19 protein-coding genes, 1 tRNA gene and 1 pseudogene are annotated in these 19079 nt (G+C 34.5%); 5 read left to right on the forward strand and 16 right to left on the reverse strand.

Annotation, left to right across the window (positions count from 1 at the left end; translation table 11 throughout):
- Positions 1–4: 4 nt before the first annotated feature.
- The 6 genes and pseudogenes from NTU58_03695 to lepB form a co-directional block, all read right to left on the reverse strand.
- A pseudogene (locus NTU58_03695) lies at positions 5–685 on the reverse strand (HAD family hydrolase).
- Between the two features lie 95 nt (positions 686–780).
- Positions 781–1275 carry a GatB/YqeY domain-containing protein gene (locus NTU58_03700; protein MCX6764772.1) on the reverse strand — a complete coding sequence of 165 codons (495 nt, stop codon included), beginning with the start codon at positions 1273–1275 and terminating at the stop codon, positions 781–783.
- A 19-nt stretch (positions 1276–1294) separates the two neighbouring features.
- On the reverse strand, positions 1295–1504 hold the full coding sequence (locus NTU58_03705; protein MCX6764773.1) for a hypothetical protein: 210 nt from the start codon (positions 1502–1504) through the stop codon (positions 1295–1297).
- A 16-nt stretch (positions 1505–1520) separates the two neighbouring features.
- The gene (locus tag NTU58_03710; GenBank protein ID MCX6764774.1) at positions 1521–1871 is read right to left on the reverse strand and encodes a histidine triad nucleotide-binding protein; all 351 of its coding nucleotides are present in this window, start codon (positions 1869–1871) and stop codon (positions 1521–1523) included.
- 8 nt (positions 1872–1879) lie between these two features.
- Complete coding sequence (gene hisS, locus NTU58_03715) at positions 1880–3187, reverse strand: histidine--tRNA ligase (protein MCX6764775.1); 1308 nt, start codon at positions 3185–3187, stop codon at positions 1880–1882.
- Between the two features lie 3 nt (positions 3188–3190).
- A complete protein-coding gene (gene lepB, locus NTU58_03720; GenBank protein ID MCX6764776.1) occupies positions 3191–3742 on the reverse strand; it encodes a signal peptidase I in 552 nt (183 codons plus the stop codon).
- A 99-nt stretch (positions 3743–3841) separates the two neighbouring features.
- Between lepB and pth the strand changes: the two genes are divergently transcribed.
- Complete coding sequence (gene pth, locus NTU58_03725; GenBank protein MCX6764777.1) at positions 3842–4435, forward strand: aminoacyl-tRNA hydrolase; 594 nt, start codon at positions 3842–3844, stop codon at positions 4433–4435.
- A 9-nt stretch (positions 4436–4444) separates the two neighbouring features.
- Here pth and NTU58_03730 read toward each other — a convergent pair whose 3' ends face one another.
- Positions 4445–5083: a CDP-alcohol phosphatidyltransferase family protein gene (locus NTU58_03730; GenBank protein MCX6764778.1), complete on the reverse strand. Its 639-nt coding sequence runs from the start codon at positions 5081–5083 to the stop codon at positions 4445–4447.
- Positions 5084–5364: 281 nt separating this feature from the next.
- On the opposite strand from NTU58_03730, the gene NTU58_03735 reads away from it, so the two are divergent.
- From NTU58_03735 to NTU58_03750, 4 genes are all read left to right on the forward strand, one after another.
- Positions 5365–7332 (forward strand): helicase-related protein, encoded by a 1968-nt coding sequence (locus NTU58_03735; protein ID MCX6764779.1) that lies wholly within the window; start codon positions 5365–5367, stop codon positions 7330–7332.
- A 2-nt stretch (positions 7333–7334) separates the two neighbouring features.
- Positions 7335–8201: a DNA-processing protein DprA gene (dprA, locus tag NTU58_03740; protein MCX6764780.1), complete on the forward strand. Its 867-nt coding sequence runs from the start codon at positions 7335–7337 to the stop codon at positions 8199–8201.
- A complete protein-coding gene (topA, locus tag NTU58_03745) occupies positions 8182–10281 on the forward strand; it encodes a type I DNA topoisomerase (protein MCX6764781.1) in 2100 nt (699 codons plus the stop codon). The genes dprA and topA overlap by 20 nt, the downstream gene beginning before the upstream one ends.
- 44 nt (positions 10282–10325) lie before the next feature.
- Positions 10326–10409 (forward strand) — tRNA-Leu (locus NTU58_03750).
- Positions 10410–10457: 48 nt separating this feature from the next.
- Here NTU58_03750 and NTU58_03755 read toward each other — a convergent pair.
- The 9 genes from NTU58_03755 to NTU58_03795 form a co-directional block, all read right to left on the reverse strand.
- Positions 10458–10982, reverse strand: a complete 525-nt coding sequence (locus NTU58_03755) for a phosphatase PAP2 family protein (GenBank protein ID MCX6764782.1) — start codon at positions 10980–10982, stop codon at positions 10458–10460.
- Positions 10983–11600 carry a phosphoribosylglycinamide formyltransferase gene (gene purN, locus NTU58_03760; GenBank protein ID MCX6764783.1) on the reverse strand — a complete coding sequence of 206 codons (618 nt, stop codon included), beginning with the start codon at positions 11598–11600 and terminating at the stop codon, positions 10983–10985.
- The gene (locus NTU58_03765; GenBank protein MCX6764784.1) at positions 11597–12238 is read right to left on the reverse strand and encodes an L-threonylcarbamoyladenylate synthase; all 642 of its coding nucleotides are present in this window, start codon (positions 12236–12238) and stop codon (positions 11597–11599) included. Before NTU58_03765 ends, purN begins: the two co-directional genes overlap by 4 nt.
- 67 nt (positions 12239–12305) lie before the next feature.
- Positions 12306–13049 carry a geranylgeranylglyceryl/heptaprenylglyceryl phosphate synthase gene (locus NTU58_03770; GenBank protein ID MCX6764785.1) on the reverse strand — a complete coding sequence of 248 codons (744 nt, stop codon included), beginning with the start codon at positions 13047–13049 and terminating at the stop codon, positions 12306–12308.
- Positions 13050–13152: 103 nt separating this feature from the next.
- Complete coding sequence (locus NTU58_03775; GenBank protein ID MCX6764786.1) at positions 13153–14319, reverse strand: MFS transporter; 1167 nt, start codon at positions 14317–14319, stop codon at positions 13153–13155.
- A 97-nt stretch (positions 14320–14416) separates the two neighbouring features.
- Positions 14417–15676 (reverse strand): sugar phosphate nucleotidyltransferase, encoded by a 1260-nt coding sequence (locus NTU58_03780; GenBank protein MCX6764787.1) that lies wholly within the window; start codon positions 15674–15676, stop codon positions 14417–14419.
- Positions 15677–15770: 94 nt separating this feature from the next.
- Positions 15771–16793 carry a nucleotidyltransferase domain-containing protein gene (locus NTU58_03785; protein MCX6764788.1) on the reverse strand — a complete coding sequence of 341 codons (1023 nt, stop codon included), beginning with the start codon at positions 16791–16793 and terminating at the stop codon, positions 15771–15773.
- A gap of 5 nt (positions 16794–16798) precedes the next feature.
- Positions 16799–17401 (reverse strand): indolepyruvate oxidoreductase subunit beta, encoded by a 603-nt coding sequence (locus NTU58_03790; protein ID MCX6764789.1) that lies wholly within the window; start codon positions 17399–17401, stop codon positions 16799–16801.
- Positions 17402–17406: 5 nt separating this feature from the next.
- Entirely contained in the window at positions 17407–19035 is a 1629-nt protein-coding gene (locus NTU58_03795; GenBank protein MCX6764790.1) for a thiamine pyrophosphate-dependent enzyme, read from the reverse strand.
- Positions 19036–19079: the final 44 nt, after the last annotated feature.

Below are 19079 nucleotides of genomic sequence, written 5' to 3' on the forward strand. Positions count from 1 at the left end.
TATTTTATCCTGCAATTATCTTTAAAATTTCTTTTTTGTTTTTTAGGTTTTCCACCGTAAAATCAGCTCCGGCTTCTATCAATTGTTCTTTTGAATAAATCCCCGTTGTAACGCCAATTGTTTTTGCTCCTCCTTTTTTTCCCGCTTTCATATCTTGAGGCGCATCTCCTATCAAAAAAACATTATTATCGAATTTAAAATTAAAATTTTCTTTGGCTCTTTTTATGGCTAACTTCACTAATTTTGCCCTGTCTATGTCATCGCTCCCAAAACCGCCAACCTTAAAATAATTATTCATGCCAATTTTTTTCATTTTTAATCTTGCAATGGTTTCTAAATTTCCGGTTACCAATCCCATTAAAATATTGTTTTATTATAATTCTTTTAATAAATCTTTGACTCCTTCCAGCAAAATAATTTCTTCTTTGTCGATGATTTTATTGAAAAAATATATCATTGCTTCCATGCATTCTTTTAATTTAGATTTTATACTTTTATCATCCAAATTATTTTTCTTTAAAACGTCTGTTATTATTTGCTGGTCGGTCATGCCATGATAATTAATAATCTCGATGCTTGTTTTTATCTTGTAAACTTTTAAAAATGCCTTGGAGAAAGCAAACATATGCCCTTTAAAACCATTAATTAAAGTTCCGTCTATATCAAATAACGCTAATTTATTCATATAAAATATAATAACATAAAAAATAAAACAAAAAAGCCCAATAACTTTAAGAATTATTAGGTTCCGCTAAAATTTTAAGATTTTTTAGCTCAAAGTCAGGACAAAAACTCTTTAACGATTTTGCTTACCAATCCCCCTTCTGCTCTGCCTTTTATCTGAGGAGACAATTCCTTCATTACCTTGCCCATTTCTTTTATGTCCTTTGCTCCGATTTTTTTAATCGTTTCCTCAGCCATTTTCCTGACTTCTTCTTCCGGCAACTGTTCCGGTAAATAACCTCTTAAAATATCGATTTCTTTCCTTTCTTTTTCAGCCAAATCCTTCCGGTTTCCTTTTTCAAACGCCAAAATCGCTTCTTTTCTTTTTTTGATTTCAGACATCATCACTTCTATTATTTCTTCGTCAGTCAGGTTGCTTTGGTTCGCTAAGTTGTTTGCGCCCGCCTCTTTCCCCTTGGCTAATTTAAATCTTTTTTCCTTTTCCCTGTTTAAAATCTGGGCATTCAAAAATCTCAAGGTAGAAGCCCGATTTTCGTCTTTTTCTTTAAGAGCAGAGTATAAATCTTTTTGAATCTTTTCTTTAAGATTCATATTTTTCTAAATTAGAAAATTATCCCAATTTAGCCAATTTTTGATAATGTTTTTTAAGCTCTTCTTTTCTCAGAGCGGCTTTTTTAACAGCCCCTTGGCTTTTAGTTTTATCCCTAAACCTTACTTTTCTGGCCTGTATCAAAGTTCCGCTTCTTCTGAATTGCTGGGAAAAACGCCTCATTAAACTCTGAGTTGTTTCTCTTGGCTTTTTTTTAACTTCTAAGACCATATATTTAAAATTATCTTTAAATGGGACGAATATCCTCAGAAAGAGAAGAACCGCCGATAAGATGCAAATGAACGTGTTCAACCTCTTGTCCGCCGTGACGACCCACTCTAAATAAGAGTTTATATCCCGATTTTGATATATTCAGACTATCAGCTATTTTCTTCGCTGTCAAAATAATTTTTCCCATCAAAGCTTGATCTTTGTCTTTGATGTCTGAAATTCTGGCGATATGCTTTTTGGGAATAATTAAAATATGAACCGGGGCCAAAGGATGAATGTCTTTAAAAGCAAAAACATCGTTATCTTGATAAACGATTTCTGTCGGTACTTCTTTATTGATAATTTTACAAAAAAAACATTCTTCCATTCGAAAATTTAAATCTTTTTTTTCATTTCTTTAACTATCCGGCCGTTTTCTATCGACCTCTGTTTTCCGTTTTCCATATCTCTTATTAAAACTTCTTTTTCTACCACTTCTTTTTGCCCTATAATCAAAACATATTTTACCCCTAATCTATCGGCGATTTTCATTTGGGCGCCCAGAGAATCCTTGCTTAAAGAATGCGCAATGGGAATTTTAGCTTTACGAAATTCCTCTATCAGCTTTAAGCTTTCTCTTTTGGCTTTCTTGCTCAATTGGGCTAAAAATATTTTTGGCCTTTGTCCGTTTTTAAATTTCATTTTTCTTCCTTTCATTATTTCTACAATTCTTTCAATGCCCATGGCTCCGCCGCAGCCAGGAGTGTCTTTCCCACCCAAAAGCTTCACCAATTTATCATACCTTCCTCCGCCGGCTAAAGCATGCCTGACCAAACCCGATTCCGAAGCATTATCTGGGTTTGAAGGTTCTGTGGAAAAAATTTCAAAAACGGTCTTGGTATAATAATCCAATCCTCTGACCAAATAAGGATTTAATTGGTAAGGAAGACCCAAGTCATCTAAAAACTCTAAAACTTCTTTAAAATATTCGTGGCATTCCGGACAAAGATAGTCCACAATTTGAGGAGCAGATTTAATGATTCTTTGACATTTTTCATCCTTGCAATCTAAAACTCTTAAAGGATTTTCTCTAGCCCGACGCCGGCAATCAACGCAAAGGGAAGACTGGCGGGATTTAAAATAGCTCGACAGCGTTTTTTTATAATACGGGCGGCATTGGCTGTCTCCGATGCTGTTTATTTCTATGACTAAATTTTTAAAACCCAATTCTTCAAAAATGGAATAAAAAACCTGAATAATTTCCGCGTCAATTACCGAACTTCTTTCCCCCAGAACCTCGAATCCCGCCTGAAAAAATTGACGATATCTGCCTGCCTGCGGTCTCTCGTGCCTGAAAAATGGCCCCCAATGCCATAATTTTACAGGTTGCGTCAAGGATTGCATGCCATGCTCAATATAAGCTCTTACAATGGGAGGGGTGCCTTCCGGCCTTAAGGCCAGTAAATCTCCCCCTTTAGTTTTAAAGGTATACATTTCTTTCTCAACAATATCCGTGTCGCTTCCGGTTCCTTTTGAAAAAAGCTCGGCATTTTCCACGATTGGAGTTTCAATTTTCCTGAAACCGTAAAACTCGGCAACAGTTTGAACTGTTTTTAAAATTTCTTGAAAATATTTTTGGTCCCGCGGAAGAATATCATGCATCCCGTAGGGAACCTGAAATTTTAATTTTTTTTCTCTGGACATAAATTAATAAGAATAACTTGGAGATTCAATTTTAGAAAAAGCGGAAATAGGCCAAGCCCTCAAATAAACCCTGCCTATTATCTTGTCTCTAAGTAAAATGCCGAATTTTCTTGAATCAGCCGAGACAAAGCGGTTATCTCCTAAAACAAAATATTCTTGAGAGTTTAAGGTTGTTTGAACGTCTCCGAAGGTTTTAACCTCCGAAGAAAGATATTTATCTTCTTTAAGGTCCTGGTATTTTCCGTCTTGAAAAAGAAAAACCTTCCCGCCCTCAATCTTTATTGTCTCTCCGGGCAAGCCTATGATTCTTTTTATATAACGCGAAGAAGGGTCATTGGGAGCGTCAAAAACAATCACCTCTCCTCTCTCGGGAGCCCTGAAACGATAGGAAATTTCATCAATAATCAAATAATCGCCATCGGAAAAATTAGGGTCCATTGATTGGCCTTTTACAATAAACGGCTGAAATAAAAAATATCGCACCGGAACCACTATCACAAGGGCGATGACTACTATTTTTAAAACCTCGAAAACAAAAGACAACAAATTCTTCATGCTATTTTTTATAATATTTAGTTTTTACATTATATCACTTTTTTTTATTTAAACAAGATTTTTCTAATTATTATGTTTTTATTGTGATATAATAAAAAAATGATTTTAATTGTTGGTTTGGGAAATCCCGAAAAAAAATTTGAGGAAACTTGGCATAATCTGGGCCAAAGAGTTTTGAATTTTATCTGCCAAAAATGGCAAAAAGATTATTCTTTTTCTGATTGGGAAAAAATAAAAAAAACAGAAAACGAAATCAGCAAAGGAAAAATAAAAGAAGAGTTAATCATTCTGGCCAAACCCCTGAATTTCATGAACCTTTCGGGAAAAAGCGTAAAAAAATTACTTTTTTATCATAAAAAATCGGCCAGCAGCTTAATAGTTATCCATGACGATTTAGACCTTCCTTTGGGTAAAATTAAAATCGCCAAAAACCGAGGAGCAGCCGGCCATAAGGGCGTTCAGTCAATAATTTCTGAATTAAAAAGTAAAAATTTCGCAAGATTCAGAATTGGAATCAAACCTGACGACCAAAAAATAAAAAATCCGGAAAAATTCGTTCTTCAAAAATTAAATAAAAAAGAAAACGAAAAAATTCAAGAAGTAATTAAAGTAACAACAAAAGCGATAGAAACAACTATCCAAAAAGGATTAGAAAAAGCAATGAATCAATTTAATCAACAAAAAAAGAGGTAAAAAGATATTTTACCTCTGACTCTCTATCGCCCCAAGGGCATAAATAAACCTTTGGACGATAGTGATGCCTCCGAAAACTACGAAAATTATCATTGCCCAACCCAATAAACTGAACTGAAACTGCGCCAAGCCGATTTTCTCTGTCCAAAATGCGTTTAGGAAAATAAACAGATTCAAAATAACCAATCTGTAAGTTCTTCCCATCAAACCCCGGTATTCTCTTTGGATTCCCAAAGCCTGAACTTGAACGCCCAGATATGATACCAGCGATATAATAGAAAGAGCAATCATTCCTATTTCCCAACCGATGTAACCCGCCCAAACAATTCCTAAAATAGGAATTATGTCGGAAAAACGGTCAAAAACATGGTCAAGAAAATCTCCTTTTTTGCTGGCTAAATTTCTTTGTCTGGCTATTATGCCATCAATAGCGTCTAATAAAGAGCTAAAGAACAAAAAAATTCCGGCTAAAATTAACCAATAGGGATTATTAAGCTTTCCTGATAAAAAAATAAAAATCCCGGAAAAAACCGCAAACAAAAAAGAAATAACTGTCCACTGGTTGGGAGTAATATTTTTCGGAAACTTTCCGGTAAGGCCTATCAATAATTTCTGAGCTATTTCTCTTAACATATAGATATTTATCATTTCTAATCATTCTCCTTTTTTAATGTTCAAGGAAGCTTTTTATGCTTCAGGCTACCTGCGAGCGATTAGAGAATCAAAGCATAAGCTCAGAATCCCTAAATCTTTAAGCTATTAATTAAGATAAAGGAGGGATTGCTTAATTTTCGCTACTCTCAGATAGCCGGAAAAATAAAAAAATCTTGCATTAAAGATATTCTATATTATAATTGAATTTATAAATTTGTCAATCGAAATCACCTCCTCCCTATTTTAAAAAAGAGGTTGTTTTTTGATTTCATTTAATGGAAGAAAAAAAATCTGAAAAATCAATTAATCAAGTTTTAGTCGCCAGCCTTTGTCCTTACTTTTTAAAAAAGCCGAATTTTTGGTTTGAAGAAAATTTTAAAAAAATATTGCACAATCAAAAAACCCAGTCTTTTTTTCAAGATAATGTTCTTTTTCTGGAAAAAGGAAAAAAATCAAACCTGTCTGAAGTATTAAGAAAGTTGGACGAAATGGGATATGAAAAAGTATATAAAGTGTCTGAGATTGGTGAATTTTCCCATTCCGGGGGAATAATCGAGCTTTTCCCGATAAATCTAAACTATGCCGTCAGGTTTGATTTCCTGGGCAACCTTTTGGAAAGCATTGAAAAGCTGGAGATTTCAATCCAAGACGAAGAAAAAGCGAAAAAAATTTTAAAAAACAAACTAAAATCACAAAAATTTTTTTCGGACTTAAAAGGATTGAAAATTAATGAATATTTGGTTCATCTGGATCATGGAATCGGAAAATTCATCGGTTTTTTTGAAGAAAAAAAAGGAAATTTAAAATATTATCTTTTAGAATACGCCCAGCAAGATAAACTGTACGTGCCCTTGGGACTGGAAAGAAAACTTTCCCGTTATATAGGATTCACAGAACCTAAAATTTCAAGACTGGGCTCTTCTATTTGGCAAAAAACAAAGAAAAAAATAAAAGAAGATGCGGAAAATTTGGCAAAAGAACTTTTAGAAATATACGCCAAAAGAGAGACAACCGTCAGGGCTCCTTATGTTTTAAATGATGAAATCCAAAAACAAATATCAGGCAACTTTGAATACGAAGAAACGCCCGACCAGCTTCAGGCGCTGGAAGAAATAAGCCAAGACTTGGAAAAAAACCAACCCATGGATAGGTTGGTTTGCGGAGATGTGGGGTTTGGAAAAACGGAAATTGCCTTAAGAACGGCCGTTAAAGCCGTTTGCTCCGGTTTGCAGGCTGTTTTAATCTGCCCGACCACTATTTTAGCTGAACAGCATTTCCAAAATTTTAAAAAAAGAATTGATAATCTGCCGATTAAAATAACCCGGCTTTCCAGATTGGAATCAAAAAAAACCCAAGAAAAAATAATCAAAGATTTGAAAAACGGCTCAATCGATATTGCGATAGGAACTCATCGCATATTATCAAAAGACGTTGAATTTAAAAACCTTGGACTTTTAATTATTGATGATGAACAAAAATTCGGAGTAAAACAAAAGGAAGCGTTAAAAAAAATAAGAACCAATCTTGATGTTCTCAGTCTTTCAGCGACCCCGATTCCAAGAACTTTATATTTGGGCCTTTCTAATTTTAAATCAATAAGCTTAATCTATACTCCTCCACCAGGCCGTCTGGCAATAAAAACTTTTATTCTCCCTTGGTCGGAAAAAATAATTAAAGAATCAATTGAAAAAGAATTGGCAAGAAAAGGCCAGGTTTATTATTTGCATAATCGCATAGACAATATTGAGGCTGTAAAAAAATTCTTGGAAAATTTGATACCCAGAGCCAAAGTAGGCATTGCTCACGGCCGAATTGGAGAAAAAGATTTGATAAAAACAATGGAAGATTTCAGAAATAAAAAATTTGATATCTTAGTGGCGACAACAATAATTGAAAACGGCCTGGACTTATCCAATGTTAATACTTTAATTGTGGCCGACGCCGCAAGATTGGGACTTTCCCAGGCCTATCAATTAAGGGGAAGAATCGGCAGGTCTGACGTCCAATCCTTTGCTTTTTTTCTCTATAGTAAAAAATTGTCGGATCTTGCTAAAATAAGATTAAAAGCTTTAAAGGAAGCCGAGGAACCGGGTTCCGGATATAGGGTTGCTTTGAAGGATTTGGAAATCAGGGGCGCCGGTAATATTCTGGGAAAAGAACAATCGGGCAACGTAAACAAAGTGGGTTTAAACCTATATTGCCAAATGCTGAACGAAGCTGTAGAAAAATTAAAAAACAATTAAGCATGGAAGAAATAAAAAAAATTTCATTTGAAGATAAAAACTATCCGAATCTTTTAAAAAAAATCCAAAAACCGCCCAAAGAGCTTTATTTAAAAGGAAATATATTATCCGACGAATTATGTTTTGCGATTGTAGGAACCAGAAGATTTTCTTCTTACGGAAAGCAGGTTGCTTGGGATATGGCCGGAGACCTATCCGAATCAGGACTGACTATTGTCTCAGGTTTAGCCCCAGGAATTGATACCTTTGCTCATTCTTCGGTCATAGAAAGAAATAAGCGAACAATTGCGGTGTTAGGCACCGGCTTGGATGAAAAAAGTATTTATCCCCAATCTAATCTAAGATTAGCAAAAAAAATAATAGAAAAAGGAGGAACCCTGCTTTCGGAATATCCGCCAGGCACCCGAGGAACCCGTTTTACCTTTCCCCAAAGAAATAGAATTATTTCCGGCCTTTCTTTGGGAGTTTTAGTTATAGAAGCTAAAGAAAAAAGCGGTTCTTTAATCACGGCTAATTGCGCTTTTTCCCAAAAAAGAAAAGTTTTTGCCGTACCCGGCTCCATTTATTCTTCCAACTCCCAGGGTTGCCATTATTTAATAAAAAAAGGGGCAAAATTAATTCAAACCTCCCAAGATATTTTGCAAGAATTAAATTTATCAGGTAAAAAGAATAAAGAAAAGTTAATGGGCGAAAACGAAGAAGAAAATATAATTTTAAAAACTCTTCTTGAAGGCTCTCTCCACATAGACGAGATAATAAAAAAAGCCAAGCTTCAAACTTCTATTGTAAACAAAACTTTAACCATTCTGGAAATTAAAAACAAAATAAGAAATTTAGGCGGAAATATTTATGCAATTAATAATCGTTGAATCGCCAACTAAAGGAAAAACCATCGGTAAATTTTTAGGCCCTTCTTACAAGGTCCTTTCTTCTTATGGGCATGTCCGAGATTTGCCTAAAAGCAAACTGGGAATAAAAATAAAAAATGATTTTGAGCCCGAATATATAATTCCGACAAAAGCCAAAAAAAATGTTCAGTTGTTAAAGAAGGAAATAAAAAAATCAAAATCAGTCATTCTGGCGACCGATGAAGACCGGGAAGGAGAAGCAATCGCCTGGCATTTAGTCGAGGCCCTGGAATTAAATAAAAAAGATTCTTATCAAAGAATCGTTTTTCATGAAATTACCAAGTCCGCCATTAAAGAAGCCCTTAAAAATCCCCGGGCAATAGATATAAATTTAGTTAACGCCCAGCAGGCCCGCCGGATTTTAGACCGATTAGTGGGATACAAACTCTCTCCGTTTTTATGGAAAAAAATGATGAGAGGATTATCGGCCGGCAGGGTCCAATCGGTAGCGGTAAGATTAATTGCCGACAGAGAAAAAGAAATCAAAAATTTTATTCCCCAAGAATATTGGCAAATTACGACCTCTTTTAAAAAAGACGAAAAAAATTTTGAATCTATTTTAATTAAAAAAGACGGAAAAATCCTGGCGAAATTGGAAATTAAAAACAGCAAAGAGGCTGAAAAAATCCTCCAAGAATTGAAAGGAGCGGAATATAAAATAATAAGTGTTGAAAAAAAAGAAAACGAAAAAAACCCCTTGCCTCCTTTCACAACCAGCACCCTCCAGCAAGAAAGCTGGCAAAGATTTAAATTTCCCGCAAAGCTGACAATGAGATTGGCTCAGAACCTTTACGAAAAAGGGTTTATCACTTACCACCGGACCGATTCTTTGAATTTATCCGAACTTTCCCTCTTTTCCGCCAAAAAATTTATAAACGAAAATTACGGTGAAAAATATTGGGCGGGATTTTTAAGAAAATATAAAGCGAAGGGCAAGGTTCAAGAAGCCCATGAAGCAATAAGGCCGGCTTATCCGGATAAATCGCCGGATAAATTAGAACTGGACGAAAACAACTTCAAGCTCTATGACCTTATTTGGCGAAGATTTATCGCTTGCCAAATGGCAAAAGCTATTTTCAACCATACTTCAATTGAGATTGAAGCCAAAAATCCTGCCCCGAACCTCCCGACAAGTCAGGATGATAATGAGGGGTATATTTTCGGAACCAATGGCCAAACTTTAAAATTTGACGGGTTTTTAAAAGTTTATCCTTTAAAAATCAAAGAAACCGAGTTGCCCATTTTGGAAAAAAACGAAATCTTGGAATTTTTAAGCATTTTGCCTTCTCAACATTTTACCCTGCCTTCCGCAAGATTTACCGAAGCCACTTTGATTAAAGAATTGGAAAAAAACGGCATTGGCCGGCCCTCGACTTATGCTCCCATTTTAGCCACTATCCAAGAAAGAAATTATGTGGAAAAAAACGAAAAAAGGCAATTTCAGCCGACTGAAATCGGAGTAATGGTTAACGATTTGTTAGTTGAACACTTCAAAGAAATCGTGGATATTAAATTTACCGCCCAAATGGAAGAAGAGCTGGACGAAATCGCCGAGGGCAAAAAAGATTGGGTAAAAGTTCTTTGGAGTTTTTACGAACCATTTGAAATAAATCTTTCAAAAAAAGAAAAAGAAGTTATAAAAAAAGATTTGACGGAAAAAACCGAAAAAAAATGCCCTAAATGCGGCGCTCCTTTAATCATCAGATTTGGAAAATTTGGAAAATTTCTTGCTTGCTCAAGTTTTCCCAAATGCAAGCATACCGAAAGCTTGCCCAGCTTAAAATTGGGAATTAAATGCCCGAAATGTAAAAGCGGAGAAATTACTGAAAAAAGAACGAAAAGGAAAAAAATTTTTTACGGCTGCAATCTTTTCCCTAAATGCGATTTTGCTTTGTGGAATAAGCCAACCGGTGAAATTTGCAAAAAATGCGGTTCGCTTTTAGTAAAAACAAAAAAAGAACAAATAAAGTGTTCCAACAAAGAATGCGATTCAAAAGAAGAAATTAATCCTCCCTTGTCTCAAAATAATCAGGAGACTTAGAGCAGGTTTGACAAAAAGTCTTAGTTTGATAATTTAAAAATTAAGCCGGGGTGCTGGAATTGGCATACAGGGTGGACTCAAAATCCACTGTCCGCAAGGGCTTGAGGGTTCAACTCCCTCCCCCGGCACTTAAAACTAAAAAACTCTCTCTCAGGGAGTTTTTTAGTTTTAATTTATTATTGTTTTTTAAGTTTTTCAAAAATCTTGAGCACTAAAATGCCTGAAAAAATTCCCACGATAAATCCTCCCACGATATCCAATGGCCAATGAATTCCGCAGTAAATTCTGGCAAAAACAATGGGCAAACTGGCCAGAAAAAAAATAATTCCCAATTTTTTATTATAAAAAAACAAAACCGTTGATATCCCGAAAAAAAAGGAAGCATGTCCTGAAGGAAAAGAACGGCTGCTTATATCTTCTATAAAAGACTTAATATGTAAAAAATTAACCTCGTTGTTAACGAAAGGGCGGGGCCTGTCCACGAAAAAACGAATAATTTCGGCAATTCCCCTAGCTAAAGATCCGGCTATAAAAGATTGCAAAACCACCAAGCGATATTTTTTATAATCAAAAAATAAAAACAATAACAAAAAAAAGGCCAAAATATATGGAAAATATATCGCAAAAAAAAGCCCAAAACTATCCAACCAGATATTTTTTAAGGCTAAATTATTAATTGCCTGAAAAATAAAAGCCTCCATTTATTTTATTAAAACTTTATTCCCCTCTATTTTTAATTTTCCCTGGCAAAATAATTTTATGCCTTTGCATAAAATTTCTTCTTCTTTTTGGTGTATCTTTTTTTGCAAACTCTCCACTGTTTCCTTGGGCCCTATCTCAATTGCTCTTTGCAAAATTATGGCTCCGGTATCGACCCCGGGGTCTACAAAATGCAAAGTACAGCCGGTGTAATTTACTCCGTAATCCAAGGCCATTTTCTCGGCATCCATTCCCGGAAAAGCCGGGCACAAAGAAGGATGAATATTAATAACTTTATTTAAAAAACAATTTAAAAATTCTTGATAAAGAACCAAGTCCCAACCGGCCAAAATCACCAAGTTCACATTTTTTTTCTTTAAAATATCGGCCAGCTCCAGATTATAAGCCTCCCTGGATTCTTTCCAATCGCTTAGTCTGAAATAAAAAGATTCTATCCCCTTTTCTTTAGCCCATTCCACGCCCGGAGATATTTTTTTATGGGAAACGACCAAAGTTAAATCTGCATTTTTTATTTTTTTAACGCATTGATAAATCGCTTTTAATCTGCCGCCTTTTCCGATTAAAACTGCCAATTTAATTTTTTCTATTTTATTTTTCATTTTATTTTTTTATTATATTTTTTTGATATTTTGTCTTTTGAAACCTGACCAATTCTCAAAATTTCGGGCATCCTTTTGCTAAAATCAATCACGGTTGAGATTTTACTTTTTTTAAGATTACCGGCGTCAACAATAATATCGGGCCTATATTTTTTATTTTTAAACTGATTTATAATTTTTTTAATCTCAATAAAGTCGCCCTTGCCGGAAATATTAGCTGAAGTTCCGATTAAGGGTTTGTTTATTTTTTCAAGCAACACATTTATCAGTTTATAATCGGGCAATCGAAATCCTATCGTATTTTTCCCGCCAAAAACAGCTTTGGGCAGTTTACAATCTTTTCTTTTTTCTAAAACAACGGTTACCTTGCCCGGCCAAACTTCTTTTAAAAATTTCTCTTGGCTATTGCTTATTTTGGCCATTTTTTTTGCCATTGCAATATCTTGAACAAAAACAGGTAAAGACTTTGATTTCTGCCGATTTTTAATCTTAAAAATTTTTTCTACGGCCCTTTTAGAAGTAGCATCAGCTATTAATCCGTAAACCGTATCGGTCGGCAAAACCAAAACTTCTCCTTTTGTAATGGCTTTAACCGCCTCTTGGATTGTCCCTTTTGATTTTTCTTTAATAATCTTCATTTTTATTTTATCTTTAGTTTAACCTAAATTATCCAATAAAAAAAGCGTCGTTATGGACGCTCATTTTTTAACTATTATTTATCGCCTTGATAATATTTTTCATCTTTGCATCGTTTATTCCTTCAATAGCATTTCCTGTCACTATAATATCTGCTCCAGCTTTCGCCGTTTTCTCTGCGGTTTTAATGTCTTTAATGCCGCCCCCAACAAATAAAATATTTTCAATTAAAGCCTTTATCGATTCTATCATTTTTTCTGGAACCGTTTCATTCGCGCCTGAACCTGCTTCTACATAAAAAGTCTGAAATCCAAATCGTTTAGCGGCAAGAAGAAACTTCACTGCTGTTTTCGTATCATTTCTTTTAATTAAGTCTGCCTCTCCCTTCTTCCCAACGGTCATCCCAGGTTCAATCACTAAATATCCCATTGAAATGGTCTGCATGCCAATGGATTCGATATACAAAGAAGCTTCTGCTTGTTCTCGAATAATATACTTTGGATTTCTAGAATTCAAAAGGCTCATAAACAATAAGGCGTCGGCGTATGGACTTAAAAATCTTGCACCAGAAGGAAATAGAATAACCGGCAAATCTGTATTTTCTTTAATGGCTATTACCGTATCGTCAACTTGTTGCTGTGATTCTAATGTAGACCCGCCAACCATTACAAAACTAGTTCCCATTTTTGTAAATTTTTTACCCAACTTTCCGGCTATTTTCGGCTCTTGTTTGTCTGGGTCTATTAAGGTGGCGTGAAGTTTCCCTTTCTTTAATTCTTCATTAATGTATTTCCAAACATCAATTTTATCCATATCAAATCCTCCTATATTTTAAAGAACCTGCTTTATTTTAAAGATAATTCAAATTATGTCAATAAAGAAACGCGGTCAAAACTAAAAAATTTCGTAAAAAAAATTAATAAATTTCTTGAGAGAGTTTTTCTTTTATTTTTTCTATTTTTAACCGGAAAAGGGGCAAAATAATTACCAAGGAAATTAATATGACAAAAATGGAAATTAAGTAGATGGTTTTAATTTCATAAATAAATAATTGAGAAATTAATAAAGCAGTAATCACTCCTATTGTCTGAACCATCCAAAATAAAGCCGTTATAAATTCGAGATTTTTGCTGTTGCTTATGTCTCCAATAAAAGCGGCGGTTACCGGCCTCATAATCGCCGAATTTATAGCCAATAAAATTATTCCCAATATCAAAAAAAATCCATGATTTGAAAAAATAAACGAAAAAAGGCCAACGATAATTAAAAAAAATGACAAAATTATCATTTTTTTTCTTCCGATAATGTCGGATAATCCTCCCAAATAATAGGAAAATAAAAATGGCAAAATATAAAACAAAGAAGATAAAATTCCAACACAGGGTGCGCCAAAAATATTTTTAATTTCAATCGGGATAATTCCAATTACCAAGCCAAAAATAAACTGCACGGCAAAATAAATACTTGCCAATCTAAGGGCTGTTAAGCTTAAAATTGATTTTTTAATAAGCCTGAAATTATTTGATATTTTTTCTTCTTTTTTTAAATCTTTTAAAGTAAAAAGCAATAAAAAACCCATTAAGGGAAAAAAAGAAAAAAATAAAATCGGTAATTTAAATAAAAACTTTCCAATTAAAAATCCCAGTAAAACAACTCCAACGGCGGAACCGAAAGATTGAAGGGAAGTAAAAAATCCCGAATTTTTTCCATAAGACTTTTCATCGCTCGCTCTTATTAAAAAACTATTTTGCCCTGTCCAAAGCAAAGAAGCGCCAATCCCTAGAAAAACTGAAATTAAGTAAATTAAGTAAGGAGATTTTGAAAGTAAAAAGAAGATAAAAATAAAATAAAAAATGGAACCGATAAGCATTGATTTTTTTCCGCCATACTTAGAAGCAAAAACCGCTGCCAAAGGATTAAATAAAATAAAAAATAAATAAATTAAAATTAAAGACCGAAAACCAACCTCAGCTATTCCTGCTTCAGAAAAAAAAGAAGTAAGGTACTGCTGAACTCCGGCAAATCCAAGAAAAATAAATAAAAAGCTCAAACTTAATATTTTTATTTCTTTGCTTGGTTTCATTTTAAATTTTATATTATATATCTATTTTATTGTTGTTTGTTCCAAAGAGCAAATAAAAATACCGGTTCAAAATCCGGTAATTTAATTGTTTTTTCTTTTATTTTTGCTCAATTACTCCCTCAGCTTTTGTATAAAAAACAGTGTTATCTTTGATATTTTCAAAAACTAAAGATTGGGGACCAATCTGGCAATTAGAACCTATTAAAACTCCGGGCATCAAAGAAACGTTAATTCCAATTCTTGTATTTTTTCCGACTACTGCTCCAAATTTATCTAGACCGGTGTCGATTTTTTCTCCCTTTAGAAAAGATTTTATCTTTCCTTTGTCGAGCCTTATATTGGCGGTAACGGTTCCGGCTCCAACCTTACAATTTGTATTAAATATTGAGTCTCCAAAATAACCCGAATGAGTTTGGCAATTATCCTGGAAAACGGACCTCGTAACTTCCGCAAAAGCGCCGATTAAAGTGTTGTTTTCCAAATTAGTATAATCTCTTATTAAAGCATTGCTTCCGATTATAGAGTTATCTCCAATATAACAAGGCCCTTTAATAAAAGCTTCTTCAAAAATTTTAACGTTTTCTCCGATAAAAACCTTGCCTTCTATTTTTGCCGATTTGGCAATTTTTGCTGTTTTGGAAATTTTTTCTTGCAACATTTTGTCGAATATGTAATTCCTTAAGTCAAATAAATGCCAGGAATACTTTAAAGCAAATGTTTCCTTGTTAATATTGACTATTTTGACCTCTTTCTCTTTGGCGTATAAAGAGATAGCATCTCCCAAAGAACGAACGCTGGGCTGAACTCTTTTAATATAATTTAAAAAATCTTTCGGGAAAAAATAGGTTCCGACTATTTTTAAATCAGACTGTTCCTCTCCCGGCTTTGGTTTTTCAATCAATGTTATCACCTTATCGCCCTTAACTTTTAAAATGCCGTAAAGCCAGGGAGTTAAGGTTTTCCCCGCCAGTAATATTATTTTATTTATTGCCTTTTCTTTTTTAAACTTTTCCAAAATCGGAGCAATATGCTCCTTAGCATCTACTCTTTCGGCGTTTAAAACAAAAAAGTTTTCTTTTATATTTTTTTGAGCCTTTAAAATCGCGTCTCCCGTCCCCAAAGGCACAGGTTGCACTACGTATTTTATTGGTATGGAAATTTTATAATTTTTGAGCTCTTTTTGAATCTCTTTTTTGGGCCCCTGAACGATTATCGCTTCTTTTATGCCATTTTCCTTTATTCCTTCAATTAAAGATAAAATTAAAGGTTTCCCCATTATTTTAATAAGAGATTTGTGGCAACCATTAATCGGCCAAAATCTGGAAGATTCGCCGGCGGCTAAAATAACAGCTTGCATAAAATTAAAATGTTTTTTTAACTTATAGTTTTAAACTTTTAAAAAATAGCCTTGTATTACTTAGCATATCATATCTAAACGACATCAAAGAATTTTATTTTATTAGATAATAAAGCAAAAAGCAAATTATTATTAACAAGGCCGCTGTTCTTAAAACAAACAAGGTTTTTAAAAATATTTTCTGCTTATCAGCTCTTAATATGGCGTACCAATTCATTGAGTTAACAAATAAAAGCGTTCTCGAACAGAATTTAAATATTCGCCATCGGCCGAATTTTTTGCTTTCTTCCTGCCAGTTATGTTTAATTTTAATGGCATCTTTAACGAATTGAAAATTTAAAAAATTTTGATGGGCGAAACTTAATAAAAAATCCGTTTCTGCCATCAAAAAAATATTAAATTTGTAACCGTCAAAGCTGTGTATTTCTTTTTCCAGTTCTTGAACATTTTCTTTTAAATTCTGTCTGGGAAGCTTGTCTAAAAAGAAAAAAGTTGAACCTATTGAATAAATAACCGCTTTATCGGACAGCTTTAAAGCGGTTTTAGGGAAGAATAAAGATACAAAAATGGAAAAAAAAGCGATATAAAAAGGAATTAAAAGTGCTTTAATTTTTTCCCATAAAGTTGCCTTGAATTGAATCTCTTTTTTTATATCCCGGCCGTATAAAATCTTGCCCTCATATTTCATGTTTTTGAAAATCATTGCCTGGGAAGCGAATAATTTAGCTCCGATAACCAAACTTTTTTCTTTAATTTCGCTCTTTGACCAATCTATGTCTCCCGGACCGAAAACCTGAAAAGGCACGTAAAGTCTTGTTTTTTCTAAAATATTATTAATGGCTTCTTTTTTTCCCCCTGTTGAGCAAACTTCATCAAACTTGGTCTCATATTTTTTATCCAGCTCCCAAAATATATTTTCCGCTTCTTTCAAAAACCATTTTTTCTTTTTTGAGTCTTTGACTTGAATAATCAAATCAATGTCGCTGATTCCTCTCCTCCACTCTCCCCGAGCCGCACTGCCAAAAAGCAATATAAAATCTAAATCGCCGCCAGCTCTTTGAGATAACTGGCGGGAAAAATCTTGAAGAAAGTTTTCTACTCTCTTCTGGTCGTCCATAAATTTTATTTTTGTTTTTCTAAATTACCGGCGAGCTCAAATGCTTTTTTATTAATTTCCAGAAATTTATCCGGCACTATCTCTTGCATAGCTTTCAAAATCGACGGTATCTTAAGCGGGATTAAATCCTGATAAATTGCTTTTCCCAGTAAATAAGTTCCGGCCAAAACCGAATTGTTAAATTCCTTTTGAGTAACTTCGGTCGCCGGGACAATCAATGTCTTTTTGGAAAAATCTTCCAAAGTCTTGGAAATCTTTTCAAGAGGTATTAATTCTTGTTCGATAATCGGAGTTAAAAATTTATTTATCAAAAATACGGTTCCGGTTTTTTTCGATGCATAAAAAGATGCTTTTACGGCTTCCTGGGCTTCAAGGGCAATTATTAAATCAGCGCCTCCGGCTTTTACCAGTGGAGAATAGATTTTTTTACCGAATCTGACATGGGTTTCTACTGAACCTCCTCTCTGGGCCAATCCGTGAAGCTCTGAGGTTTTAGCCTCATAACCTTCTTCCTGAGCGGCTATGGCTAAAATTTTAGTCATAGTTATTAATCCCTGACCTCCGACTCCGCAAATAACTATATTAAATTGATTTATTTTATTTTTCATGCTGTTTATTTTTTAGCCACAAATACGCAAGGTCTCCGGGCGATAATCACAGAAACCTCTGTTTTATTTAAAAATTCTTTGATGGTATTTATCATTTCTTCTTGGTTTCCCTGGTCAACAATTTTCATATTTTTAACTCCCAGGGCTTTCACCACGTCTTCAATTTTTAAAGGCTCCCCTTCTTTGGGTGCTGCCGGATGGGGCTGATGCCCGGTCATGCCTGTTGTCTGGTTGTTCATTATAATAATCAGAGGATTAGATTTGTTAAAAACGGTATTTATCAAAGCGGGAAGTCCGGCATGAAAAAAAGTAGAATCCCCGATAAAAGCAATCAATTTCTGATCGCTGACTTTTTTGATTCCATGGGCGATTCCAATGGAAGAACCCATGCAAGATAAATAATCCTGAAGATAATGTGGCGGATTGCCGGCCAGCATATAACAACCGATGTCTCCTCCGAAAATCACCTCTTTTTCGTTAACTGCTTTTTTTACTGCCGAGAAAACCAGCCAATAAGGACAACCCGGACACAGCTGGGGTTTTCTTTTTAAAATCGGTGTTTTTGTTTTCACAACCGGATTTGAATATTTCTTGCCGGTAACCTTAGCCAAGGCTTCGATTACGTTTTCCGGCCTCAATTCTCCAACCTCAGATATCAAATCCTTGCCGAAAATTTTAACTTTGGGATTCGCTCCTTTGGCTATTGCTTTTACTTCTCTTTCAAGAAAATTCTCCAATTCCTCAACTATTAATATTTTTTTAAATCCTTTAAGGAAATTTTTAATTTTCTTTTCAGGTAAGGGATAGAAAAATCCCAATTTTAAAATGGGCAGATTAAGATTAAGTTCTTCCATCGCTTCCTTGATATAAAGATAAGAAACTCCGGAAGTAATAATCCCGATTGGAGATTTTTTATTGCCTTCTATCCGGTTAATTTTACTTTTTTCGGCAAAATCTCTTATTTTTTCAATTTTTTCCAAAAGTTCGGCTTTCATTTCCAGAACCCTGGGAGGCAAAGTGACAAATTGATGGGGATTTTTTATAAAAGTTCCCCTAGGATTTGGCTTTTGAATTTCGCCAAAGGTTACTATTTGTTGCTGGTGGGAAACTCGAGTGGTCAATCTCAGTAAAACCGGAATTTTAAATTTTTCGGAAAGCTCAAAAGCAAATTTGGTAAATTCCTTGCATTCCTGCGGGTCGGAAGGTTCTATTGTCGGAATATGAGCCAAATAAGAGTAGGGCCTTGTGTTAACCTCGGCTTGGGCCGAACTCCAGCAGGAAGCGTCGTCAGCAATCATTAGTACCGTGGGAGCCGGACTGCCGGTATAAACAAAAGGCATTAAAGAATCAATGCAAACATTCAAGCCAAAATTTTTCATCGCCACTAAAGTTTTAACTCCGGAATAAGACGCCCCTACCCCGGCTTCCATGGCTACCTTTTCGTTGACAGAAAATTCAAAATAAACGCCGGCTTCTTTGTGGATTCTAAAAAAAATGTTTCCGATTTCCGAAGCCGGAGTTCCCGGATAAGTAGAAACAAAACTAACGCCTGATTCTAAGGCGCCTCTAATAACAGCTTCGTTGCCCAAAAGTAATTGTTTTTCTCCCTTTTGATTGGAAAGTATTTTTTCCATATTTTCAATAATATAATAATATATCTATTTTAGATTTTTTAAAT

It is taken from the genome of Candidatus Nealsonbacteria bacterium, from assembly GCA_026396195.1.
In the GTDB taxonomy this organism is placed as follows: Bacteria; Patescibacteriota; Minisyncoccia; order Minisyncoccales; family JAGGXC01; genus JAPLXH01.